Source organism: Streptococcus pseudopneumoniae, assembly GCF_001073085.1.
Classification (GTDB): domain Bacteria; phylum Bacillota; class Bacilli; order Lactobacillales; family Streptococcaceae; genus Streptococcus; species Streptococcus pseudopneumoniae_M.
Genome location: NZ_JVFV01000043.1, coordinates 96,350 through 106,882, shown reverse-complemented (window position 1 = coordinate 106,882; position 10,533 = coordinate 96,350). Strand labels below are relative to the sequence as shown.

General features: G+C 41.5%; 9 protein-coding genes and 1 pseudogene. 1 reads left to right on the top strand and 9 read right to left on the bottom strand.

The features are described from left to right. From ADH90_RS09840 to ADH90_RS09815, 6 genes and pseudogenes are all read right to left on the bottom strand, one after another. A partial coding sequence (locus ADH90_RS09840) for an FtsX-like permease family protein (protein WP_049530094.1) occupies window positions 1-1,065 on the bottom strand: 1,065 nt, incomplete at its 3' end. Between the two features lie 3 nt (window positions 1,066-1,068). Further along, window positions 1,069-1,749 (bottom strand): ABC transporter ATP-binding protein, encoded by a 681-nt coding sequence (locus ADH90_RS09835; protein ID WP_049530093.1) that lies wholly within the window; start codon window positions 1,747-1,749, stop codon window positions 1,069-1,071. Beyond that, on the bottom strand, window positions 1,746-2,321 hold the full coding sequence (locus ADH90_RS09830) for a TetR/AcrR family transcriptional regulator (protein ID WP_049531121.1): 576 nt from the start codon (window positions 2,319-2,321) through the stop codon (window positions 1,746-1,748). The genes ADH90_RS09835 and ADH90_RS09830 overlap by 4 nt, the downstream gene beginning before the upstream one ends. A 137-nt stretch (window positions 2,322-2,458) precedes the next feature. After that, window positions 2,459-2,668, bottom strand: a pseudogene (locus ADH90_RS10645) (aldo/keto reductase); the annotation flags it as partial. 237 nt (window positions 2,669-2,905) lie between these two features. Further along, complete coding sequence (locus ADH90_RS09820) at window positions 2,906-4,105, bottom strand: ABC transporter permease (RefSeq protein WP_049531120.1); 1,200 nt, start codon at window positions 4,103-4,105, stop codon at window positions 2,906-2,908. Then, the gene (locus ADH90_RS09815) at window positions 4,102-4,995 is read right to left on the bottom strand and encodes an ABC transporter ATP-binding protein (protein WP_049531119.1); all 894 of its coding nucleotides are present in this window, start codon (window positions 4,993-4,995) and stop codon (window positions 4,102-4,104) included. Before ADH90_RS09815 ends, ADH90_RS09820 begins: the two co-directional genes overlap by 4 nt. Window positions 4,996-5,429: 434 nt before the next feature. Here ADH90_RS09815 and ADH90_RS09810 point away from each other — a divergent pair, with 434 nt between their 5' ends. Beyond that, window positions 5,430-6,335 (top strand): alpha/beta fold hydrolase, encoded by a 906-nt coding sequence (locus tag ADH90_RS09810; protein ID WP_065427228.1) that lies wholly within the window; start codon window positions 5,430-5,432, stop codon window positions 6,333-6,335. Between the two features lie 119 nt (window positions 6,336-6,454). Here ADH90_RS09810 and pheT read toward each other — a convergent pair whose 3' ends face one another. From pheT to pheS, 3 genes are all read right to left on the bottom strand, one after another. Beyond that, on the bottom strand, window positions 6,455-8,860 hold the full coding sequence (gene pheT / locus ADH90_RS09805) for a phenylalanine--tRNA ligase subunit beta (protein WP_049531118.1): 2,406 nt from the start codon (window positions 8,858-8,860) through the stop codon (window positions 6,455-6,457). Window positions 8,861-8,938: 78 nt separating this feature from the next. Continuing rightward, window positions 8,939-9,448: a GNAT family N-acetyltransferase gene (locus ADH90_RS09800; protein ID WP_049531116.1), complete on the bottom strand. Its 510-nt coding sequence runs from the start codon at window positions 9,446-9,448 to the stop codon at window positions 8,939-8,941. Then, complete coding sequence (pheS, locus tag ADH90_RS09795) at window positions 9,448-10,494, bottom strand: phenylalanine--tRNA ligase subunit alpha (protein WP_049531115.1); 1,047 nt, start codon at window positions 10,492-10,494, stop codon at window positions 9,448-9,450. The genes ADH90_RS09800 and pheS overlap by 1 nt, the downstream gene beginning before the upstream one ends. Window positions 10,495-10,533: the final 39 nt, after the last annotated feature.

The following is a 10,533-nucleotide window of genomic DNA, read 5'->3' as shown; positions in this document are numbered from 1 at the left end:
AGCAAAACCGATCAAAGTCCAGAAGCAAACATTCCCATCAAAGTGATGCTCAATCTTTTCAGGAACCGTATCTTTGATCACACCGATCAAGATTTCCATGATACTGTACTGATAAGCCGTCCCAAGAACAAATCCTAGATAGGCCCAGAAACGATAGGGAGATAGGATATGACCTTGGCATTCACGATCTGTGTAGCCAAAAGCCTTCATAAGAGCCAAGGTTTCGCGACTTTCTGAGACGACAATCCCCAATGACAAAAAGAGAATAGAGAAAGAAAGGATCAAGCCAATCATGATCATCATGGTTTGGATGATGTCATCTGTGTAGTCCCTTAGGCCAAAGGACAATTGAACCATGGCCGCGAAACACATGGAGCCAAAGACCACAAAAAACAGGATCGATTTTCTCCCCCAAATCAGCGACGAAGACAGCTCTTTTAGGAAGGATTTTTCTTTCTTAGGAGCACTTTTTTTCCTTTTGACCTTAATCGGTGTTGGGGATTTTTTCAATAGGCGAAGGGCCGGAGTTTGTAGTTGTCTTCTAGCATAGCCAATTGCAAGAACCATAAAGAAAGTCGTTGGCAGTATCACTAAAGCGACCAAGAGCTGCCAGTGAAAATGAATGGTAATTTCTGGCAAAATCCCCCTCTCATTGCGAAAGTCATAAAAATGTCCCATCATGAGAAAGGAAGCTAAATAGCCAAGAAGCGCTCCAACTCCAAAACTTAGTCCAAAAGCCCAAAATCGTTTAGCCAACTGGCCATTGCTATAACCCAAGGCCTTTAAAATTCCTAATTGTTCCTTGTGGTCATCGACAAATTGTTTGATATAAAAACACATGAGAAGGATCGATGTTAAGGACAAGACAACCCCACTGACCATGGCCACCATCCAGGAAAGCGAAACCTGGGCATCATAGTAGGTCTGAATCATCGGATTGGTTTTAGAAATCTCCAACTGCTCGATATCCAGGTAAAAATTCAAGAAGAGATTGGCCACAAATACGGCACAGGCCCCAATAATACTGACGACAACTAATTTTCGAATATCTTTTACTGAAAACATGGCTTACCATCCAATCTCATAGGCAGTCTGAGGCTGATCATTGGTCACAACTTCGGTGATATTGCCGCTATTGACACGAATGATGGTTCTGGCCATATCCGCAATATTTTGGTTGTGCGTCACCATGATGAGGGTAAAACCAAGCTTTTTCTTTAACTTCCAGATATAGTCGAGAATCTTGCGCCCCGTTTCTTCATCCAGGGCTCCCGTCGGCTCATCTAAGAAAAGAATCTCTGGCTTTTTGGCCAAGGCCCGAGCAATGGAGACTCTCTGTTGTTCCCCACCTGACAATTCACTCGGATACTTGTCCAGCTTATCGCCAAGTCCCAAATCCTCGATAATCTGCAAAAAATCATGATTGTCTGCCAGGTCAGCTCCCATCTTTACATTCTGTCTGACCGTTATATTCGGCAATAGATAATACTGCTGGAAAATAAAGGCAATCTTCTCACGTCTAAAGGCTGTCAATTGAGCATCCGTGAGTTGTGATAAATCTTGTGCTTGAATGAGGATATGCCCCTCGTCTACCTTCTCTAATCCTGACAATACGTTTAAGAGAGTTGACTTGCCTGATCCAGAAGGACCTAGGATAACTACATCATCCTGGTCTTGAATCTGCAAATCAATCCCTTTTAAGACCTTAGTCTGGCCGTAACTTTTGTGAACATTTTCTAGTTGAATCATTTCTTTCCTACCATTTCTTTGATGAGCGATTGACAAACCTCTGTCAGTAATCCAATTACTTCTTCCATGCTGAATTGATAAATACCAGAAGCAACCATAGAGGCCATCCCGTGTGAGTAGATAAATAGATGCTGGTACAAGCGACTAGCCTCCTCTACAGTCAAAGGATAGTCTGCGACAATCGAATCCAGAACCAATTGGTAACTATGATCCTTCATGGGAAGAAAATCTTGAAAGCGACGAATCGGATCTTTGCTAGGATTTTGGAAAAGCAATTGAAAAAGTTGGGGCTCTTTTGAGGCAAAAAGGATATAAGCAACCCCGACAGATCGAAAAGGCTTCTCATCTTCTAAAGCCTTGCGTATATACTCCACCACGACCATTTCCGCAGCAATAATAACCTCTGCTTGTAACTCAGACATATTAGCAAATTGCCCAAAAATGACTCTTGGTGTAGCGCCCAGTTTCTCTGCTAATGCTCTAGCCGTCAAACTAGACATTCCCTCTTCTCTAACCAATTGTAAAGCTATCCTAATCATGGCCTCTTTACTAAATTTAACCTTTGGTGGCATAATACTCCTTTAACGCAACATTTGTTGCGCAACACTTGTTACCTAAAAGAATACCATAACAAAAAAAACTTGTCAAGAAAAATCTGTAAAGCATAAAAAAAAACAGCTCACTGATACAAGTGAAATCTGGTCTACTAAATCTGGTTCCTAAGATTCGAACGGCGCTTGAAAACTTTACCCAGCAGGACCTCACACTGGCCATAGCCATAGATATCCGCTAGGTCAAAGGTGTTGATGCCAATCGACAAAGCCACCTCCACCTCATCTTCACTCATCTGGCTGATCAGCATCATCCCAAGGACAATGATTAATAAACACTCATTTTCAGCAACATCAATATAGTTCATGTCCTCCTCCTTTTCATTCTTCTTTCATTATAAAGTAAAGAAGACCAGACAGCAATGAATCCGCAAAGCAAAAGAGTCTGAGACAAAAGTCTAACCTTAAATATAAAAAGCGAACAAAACGAGTTATCTGACACTCAGAATACTGTTTTGTTCGCTTTTTTTGTCTAATCTATCGATTTTTAAAATTTATAATAAAGAATTCCTAAAAGCAAAATCTTTTTGTCCCAGACTCCTCTTTTAGTGATAACTTAGAGCTCGTTTAAAGGTTTTCCAGATCCCCAAATCATCCGTTTGAAGGACCAAACTAGCATACATGCGTCCGATAAAGGCTGTTGCAGTAACTGCAAAAATAACCGTTATAGCAAGCGAAATCCAAGCTTCTAGTCCATTAGCGTATCCATTGATAGCTCTGAAAGGCATAAAGAAGGTTGAAACGAATGGAATGTAAGAACCGATTTTCAAGATCAAATTATCCCCAGAAGTTCCTAAGACAGTTACTCCAATGAAACCTACCATAATCAAAAGCATCAAAGGCGATAAGGCCTTACCAGAGTCTTCGGGTCGTGAAACCATAGAACCTAAGAAGGCTGCCAAGACTACATACATGAAAAGACTGACTAAGATAAATAATAAGGTGTTAAGCGAGAAAGCCTCTCCCAAGTGATTTAGAATACCTGAATTAGCCAAGATAGGCATATCCTTAAAGAATAAGATAGCTCCAAGACCACCAACGACATAAATACCAATATGAGTCAAAATGACTAGAAGTAAGGCAATCATGCGTGCGTAGAAATAATGGCTAGCACGAATGCTTGAGAAGACCACTTCCATGATTTTGGTTCCTTTCTCGCTGGCTACTTCTTGAGCAGTGACACTAGCGTAAGTAATCAAAATCATATAGAGGAAGAAACCCAGTCCTGCAGCCGCAAAGGTTTGAACCAACTTTTTATTTTCCTTGGCTTCATCAATCTGTTCTGTAAATTGAACCGTTTGAGCCAAGCGTTTTTCCTGTTCCTGAGACAAATTTGCTTCTGAACGGTTGAGTTGGGATTGGAGTTCATTCAACTTAGCGGTTACTGCTAACTTAATGCCACTCTCTAGTGAAGTTTCACCATGATAGACTGCCTTGAGGATACTGTTCTCCTGGTCAATGGTTAGATAGCCTTTTATTTTTTCATCCTTGATGGCTTCTTGGGCACTCGCTTCATCCTTATAGTCAAAGTTAAGACCATTGGTCGATTTAAGTTCTTCTGTAACAAGAGGAACAGAACTAACTACTGCTACCTTACTATTTTGAGCCAAGGAAGAACCTTGGAGAACACCAATTCCTCCAGATAGACCTAAAAAGAGGAAAGGCGAAATCACCATAAAGAAGAAACTCCACGACTTGACATGTCTTAGATAGGTTTCTTTGATTACAACCCACATATTTCTCATACTTCCACCCCTGATTCTAGTTTAAAGATTTCATCGATTGTTGGAGCTTGTTGGTCAAAGGTCGCGATATATTGACCTTGAGTCAAGATTGGGAAGAGTTCTCTACCTGCACTTTCATCATCTAAAATCAACTTCCAACTACCTTGCTTGGTCAAGCTAACCTGTTTAACATGAGGAAGACTCTCCAGTTCTTCCTTGCTTCGTTCACTTGAAACAAAAAGTCGTGTTTTCCCGTATTGATTGCGAACCTCTTGAACCGGTCCATGCAAGACGACACGCCCATCACGAATCATGAGGATATCATCACAAAGTTCTTCGACATTGGTCATGACATGGTCAGAAAAGATAATGGTTGCTCCACGCTCTTTTTCTTTCAAGATAACCCGCTTAAGAAGTTCGGTATTGACTGGATCCAAGCCACTAAAAGGCTCATCTAGGATAATCAAGTCTGGCTCATGAATCAGAGTAATGATCAGTTGAATTTTCTGTTGATTTCCTTTTGAGAGACTCTTAATCTTGTCCGTCAGTTTTCCCTTGACTTCCAGTTTTTCCATCCATTGAGGGAGTTTTTCTTTGATTTCCTTGGTGTCCATGCCTTTTAGGGTCGCCAAGTAACGAACTTGTTCAAGGACTGTCAATTTAGGCATAAGACTACGTTCTTCAGGGAGATAACCAATGCGAGCATAAGTCTCCTGACGAATATCTTGACCATCAAGCTCAATCTCCCCTTGATAGTCTAAAAATTTCAAAATACTGTGAAAAATAGTTGTTTTCCCAGCTCCATTTTTCCCAACCAGCCCCAAAATACGCCCTGGTTGTGCTTGAAAGTCAACACCAAACAAAACTTGCTTAGACCCAAAACTTTTCTCTAGATTTCTTACTTCGAGCATCATCCACCTCCGAAATTTATTGTACTCATTATACTCCTTTTTGATAGCCTTTACAATGATTTATGTACATTTTTAAATCTTGATTTCAAGAAGGATATTTACTGGATAAGGACTTTATTGGCTCATCACCAAGCATTTTAGTCCTCCAGATTTTTATACTCAATAAAAATCAAAGAGCAAACTAGGAAGCGAGCCGCAGGCTGTACTTGAGTACGGCAAGACGAAGCTGACGTGGTTTGAATTTGATTTTTGAAGAGTATTAAGTGATAACTTTATTATACTCATCTCTTGATAAATCCGTTGGCTATGTCCTCAAATGTTCATTTTCAGTCCTGAATTGTTACTACTAATCTTCATCATTCTGCCTAGCTTATCGTACTATTTTATGGTATATTTTTGATAGACTATCGATTATCATCGGCAAGGAATCTGATATGAAAAAAAGACTTAAACTCGAACCAAACAACAATAACTTAATCATTTGGGAAGCTGAACAGCCAAAAGCCGTTCTTCAGATTGTACATGGCATGGTAGAATACGTAGAACGATATGAAGAATTTGCTCTAGCCATGAATAACGAAGGCTTTACTGTTATCGGCCATGATCATCTCGGCCACGGCTATACTGCTCAAAATCCAAGTCAACTCGGAGTCTTTCCTGAATCTCCCGAGGAACTCATCGATGATATTGAAAGAGTGACCTCTTTTATTCAAGAAAGCTATCCAGAACTTCCAATCGTCCTTCTAGGGCATTCTATGGGTTCTCTTATGTGTCGCTATTATGTAGCTAAGCGAAAACCACCTATCAATGCCTTGATTATCATGGCGACTGGTCAACAACCTCTGTTTCTAACTCGATTTGCTCTCATCCTAACAGAATGCATCCGACTTATAAAAGGGAATAAACACCGTAGTAAACTTCTAACCTACCTGTCCACTGACAGTTTTAACCGTAGTATTAAAAATCCTAAAACATCCGTAGATTGGCTCTCAAAAAATGAAGAATCTAACCAAGCTTATCTGAAGGATCCATTCTGTCAATTCATCCCTACTATTCCCATGTACAGATCCATTTTTTACTTCTCTAATCAAGTAGCTAGTAAGCAAGTAATCGATGAGATTCCAGCCCAACTTCCCATTCTCGTTATTTCAGGACAAGAAGACCCTCTGGGAGAAAATGGTAAAGGTATAGAAAGATTTGTAAAACTCCTAAAGGCTTCACATTCGAAAGTAAGCGTCCGAGTAGTTGAAGAGGCTCGTCACGAAATTCTGAACGAAATCAAGCGACAAGATACTTACCACTTCTTATCTGATTGGATGACAAAAAACATCGATGTCTGATCATCTTGTAACAGTATTAAAAAGGAGTTGTTTCCCCGTCAATTTGATTCAATCATCAGGCTAAAGCTTGATGATTTTTTGTACTAAAAAATCCATCCCTAGGGATGGATTATAGACTGTTAACGCACTTCTGCATTCACTTTTTCTTCAAGTGATGCTTGAATTTTTTCCATGTAGCGTGCGACTTCTTCGTCCGTTAAGCTATCTTCTGGATTTTGGAAGGTCAAGCTATAAGCCATTGACTTCATACCAAGTCCTAGTTTTTCACCTGAGAAGACATCAAAGAGTTTGATAGCTGTCAAACGTTTCACGCCTGCAGATTTGATGGCATCAACCACATCTTGGTGAGTCACTTCTGCTTTGAGGAGAAGGGCGATATCACGGCTGACTGCTGGGAATTTAGTAATTTCCACAAATGGAGCTGCTGGTTGAAGAGCTTTCTCGATAGCTGAAAGGTTGAGCTCTGCTACATAAGTTTCTGGAATATCGTAAGCTTTAGCTGTAACAGGATGTACTTGACCGAGGAAACCAAGGACTTGGTCACCGAGTGAAATCAAGGCTGTACGTCCTGGGTGAAGGCTAGCGATTTCAGAGGTTGCTGTATAAGTCACTTCAAGACCCAAGCGAGCAAAGAGAGCTTCCAAAATTCCCTTGGCATAGAAGAAGTCAACAGGAACTGCTGCTGTTTGGAAGTATTTTTCAGCAACTAAGCCAGTCAAGGCAAGGGCAAAGCTATTGATTTCATTTGGCAATTCTTCTTTTGGATTACCGATTTGCTCGAAGACTTTTCCAATTTCATAAAGAGCCAAGTTTTTGTTCTTACGCGCTACGTTGTAGGCAACTGTATCCAAAATACCTGAAACCATATTTTGACGGAGAACTGAACGGTCCACAGTCATTGGCCACATCAATTCTGTCAAATGACTTGGCTGAATCGTAAACTCGACTGCTTTTTCAGGAGTTGTTAGAGCATAGGTGATAATTTCTGTCAAACCTGCTCCCTCAGCGATGGTACGAACTTGACGGCGGAGTTTTTGTGTCGCAGTCAATTCACCAGCTGTTCCATCATCTTTTGGAAGACTAGTTGGCAAGCGGTCATAACCATAGATACGAGCGATTTCTTCAAAAAGGTCAGCCTCGATAGTGATATCCCAACGACGACGTGGGACGCTGACTGTAAAGCTTTCTGCATTTCCAGAAAGACCGAAGCCAAGACGACGGAAGACATCCTCTACATCTGCGTAGGAAAGCTCTGTACCGAGGACACGGTTGACGTCAGCAAGGGTTGAAGAAACATCTACATCAGATGTATCCAACTGGCCTGCTGAAACGATTCCCTTACGCACTGTCGCACCAGCCAATTCAGCAATCATGCTTGCTGCTGCATCAAGGGCTTCATTAACGGTTGCCACATTGATCCCTTTTTCAAAGCGTGAAGATGATTCTGATCGAAGATTGAGGCGACCACTTGTCTTACGGATAGATTTGCCATTGAAGACAGCAGCTTCAAGAACTACACGAGTAGACTTTTCAGAGATTTCTGTAGCTTGTCCACCCATGACACCTGCAAGGGCAACAGGTTTATCAGCAACAGTAATGACTAAGTCAGTTTCTGCAAGTTCACGCTCTTCGCCATCCAAGGTCACCAATTTTTCACCAGCACGCGCTTCACGTACGCGGATGTCAGTCCCTTCAAAGGTGTCCAAGTCAAAGGCATGCATTGGTTGACCAAAGTAAAGAAGGATATAGTTGGTCACGTCCACCACGTTATTGATGGGACGGATGCCTTCGTTCATGAGGAGGTTTTGCAACCATTGTGGACTTGGTGCGATAGTCACATTGTCCAAGATACGAGCCGCATAGTAAGGAGCCTTGTCTGTGTCAATGTTGACTGAAAGAGCATCTGCTGCAGCTTGGTCTGTTTCTGTTAAAGTAAATTCTTTAAAATTGACTGCCTTGTCATAGATAGCGGCTACTTCGTAAGCTACCCCACGCATAGAAAGAGCGTCTGCACGGTTTGGAGTGATGGAAAGCTCGATGATTTCATCATCCAAGTCTAGGTAAGAGAAGACTTCCTCACCTGGAACTGCATCATCTGGCAAGATTTGGATGCCATCTGCAAATTCTTTCGGTACAACAGAGTCAGAAATCCCTAATTCACCAAGTGAACAGATCATTCCGAGAGATTCTAAACCACGGATTTTCCCTTTTTTAATCTTGTAGTTATCAGCAATGCGAGCACCTGGAAGAGCCACCATAACCTTGATACCTGCACGCACATTTGGTGCTCCACAGACGATTTGACGGGCTTCTTCTTCACCCACATTGACTTGGCAGACATGCAAGTGTGTTTCTGGCACATCTTCGCAAGACAAGACTTCTCCGACGACAATTTTTGAGAGACCAGCAGCTGGTGATTCCACACCTTCTACTTCGATCCCTGTAGTTGACATTTTTTCAGCCAACTCTTGTGAGGGCACATCAATGTCCACCAATTCTTTTAACCATTTGTATGATACTAACATAATTTAGTTTCCCAGAATGACAGTTGCCACTCTAGTTTTTTTTCCTTTCCTATCATTTCATATAGAAGAATTATCTTCTTACCTTAATTTCTTTTTCAATAACCAATCCGTATCTACCTTCTGCCCAACCATAAAACGATGTTGGCTAAATTTTTCAAAACCATATCGATTATAAAATGCTTGAGCTTTTGTATTATGCTCCCAAACACCTAGCCAAGCCCAGGAAAAACCATTGTTTTCGGCAAGTTCCAAAGCGAATTCAAATAGTTGCTTACCAAGTCCAAATCCTTGGTATGTTTGTAGCACATAGAGGCGTTGAATTTCAAAAGCGTTCTCTAATTCTCTCTCGGTTTGAGCATTTCCCCAGTTGACTTTGAGAAAACCGGCTATCTCCTCTTCATGCATAATGAAATAGGTTTCGGAGTCAGGATTTTCCAACTCAGTTGACAAAACTCTCAGACTATAAGCCTCTTCAAAATATTCCTGTAACTGCTCTTCCGTATTATCATGAGCAAATGTTTCACGAAAGGTTTGTTTGGCAATTTTTGCCAACACCTCAACATCTGCTATTTCTACTTTTCTAATCATTATTTAAACTGTTCTGAGAAGCGGACATCGCCTTGGTAGAAACCACGGATATCGTTGATTCCGTAACGAAGCATAGCGACACGCTCTTGTCCAAGACCAAAGGCAAATCCAGAGTAAACAGTCGCATCGATACCACTCATCTCAAGGACACGTGGGTGAACCATACCGGCACCCATAATCTCGATCCAACCAGTTTTCTTACATACGTTACAGCCGGCTCCTCCACACTTAAAGCATGAAACGTCAACCTCAACAGATGGCTCAGTAAATGGGAAGTAAGATGGACGCAAACGAATTTGACGCTCTTCGCCAAACATTTTTTGTACAATCAACTGAAGGGTTCCTTGAAGATCCGCCATTGAGATATTTTTCCCAACAACCAAACCTTCAATTTGGTGGAATTGGTGACTGTGGGTTGCATCGTCTGTATCACGACGAAATACACGTCCTGGTGAGATCATCTTCAAAGGCCCTTTAGAAAAATCATGGGCATCCATCGCACGCGCCTGAACTGGAGACGTGTGAGTACGGAGCAAGATTTCTTCTGTGATATAGAAAGTGTCCTGCATATCACGGGCTGGGTGGTCTTTTGGAAGATTCATACGTTCAAAGTTGTAGTAGTCTTTTTCAACTTCAAATCCATCCACGACTTGGTAACCCATCCCGATGAAGATATCTTCGATTTCTTCACTAGTTTGAGTGAGAACGTGACGGTGACCTGTCGCAACTGGGCGACCTGGTAGTGTAACATCGATGCTCTCACTAGCTAATTGCGCTTCCACTTTCTTTTCTTCCAAGAGCTTAGCTGTTTCTTCAAAGGCAGCGGTTAAGACATCACGAGCCTCATTGACGTGTTTCCCGATAACAGGGCGCATCTCTGCTGATACATCCTTCATCCCTTTAAGGATTTCAGTCAATGAACCTTTTTTACCAAGGACAGAGACACGCAAATCTTGCATCTCTTTTTCATTTTCAGCAGAAATCTGCTTTAAGCTAGCTAACGTTTCTTCACGAAGCGCTTTTAATTGTTCTTCAATAGTTGACATAATTCCTCCATCAGTCTCTCGTAAGATAAAAAGAAAACC

What these genes read in the sequence shown, in the direction of transcription:
- ADH90_RS09835 (WP_049530093.1), bottom strand. Translation starts at nt 1,749, where the DNA reads ATGATTCAACTAGAAAATGTTCACAAAAGTTACGGCCAGACTAAGGTC.
- ADH90_RS09830 (WP_049531121.1), bottom strand. Translation starts at nt 2,321, where the DNA reads ATGCCACCAAAGGTTAAATTTAGTAAAGAGGCCATGATTAGGATAGCT.
- ADH90_RS09800 (WP_049531116.1), bottom strand. Translation starts at nt 9,448, where the DNA reads ATGATTAGAAAAGTAGAAATAGCAGATGTTGAGGTGTTGGCAAAAATT.
- pheS (WP_049531115.1), bottom strand. Translation starts at nt 10,494, where the DNA reads ATGTCAACTATTGAAGAACAATTAAAAGCGCTTCGTGAAGAAACGTTA.
- pheT (WP_049531118.1), bottom strand. Translation starts at nt 8,860, where the DNA reads ATGTTAGTATCATACAAATGGTTAAAAGAATTGGTGGACATTGATGTG.
- ADH90_RS09810 (WP_065427228.1), top strand. Translation starts at nt 5,430, where the DNA reads ATGAAAAAAAGACTTAAACTCGAACCAAACAACAATAACTTAATCATT.
- ADH90_RS09815 (WP_049531119.1), bottom strand. Translation starts at nt 4,995, where the DNA reads ATGCTCGAAGTAAGAAATCTAGAGAAAAGTTTTGGGTCTAAGCAAGTT.
- ADH90_RS09820 (WP_049531120.1), bottom strand. Translation starts at nt 4,105, where the DNA reads ATGAGAAATATGTGGGTTGTAATCAAAGAAACCTATCTAAGACATGTC.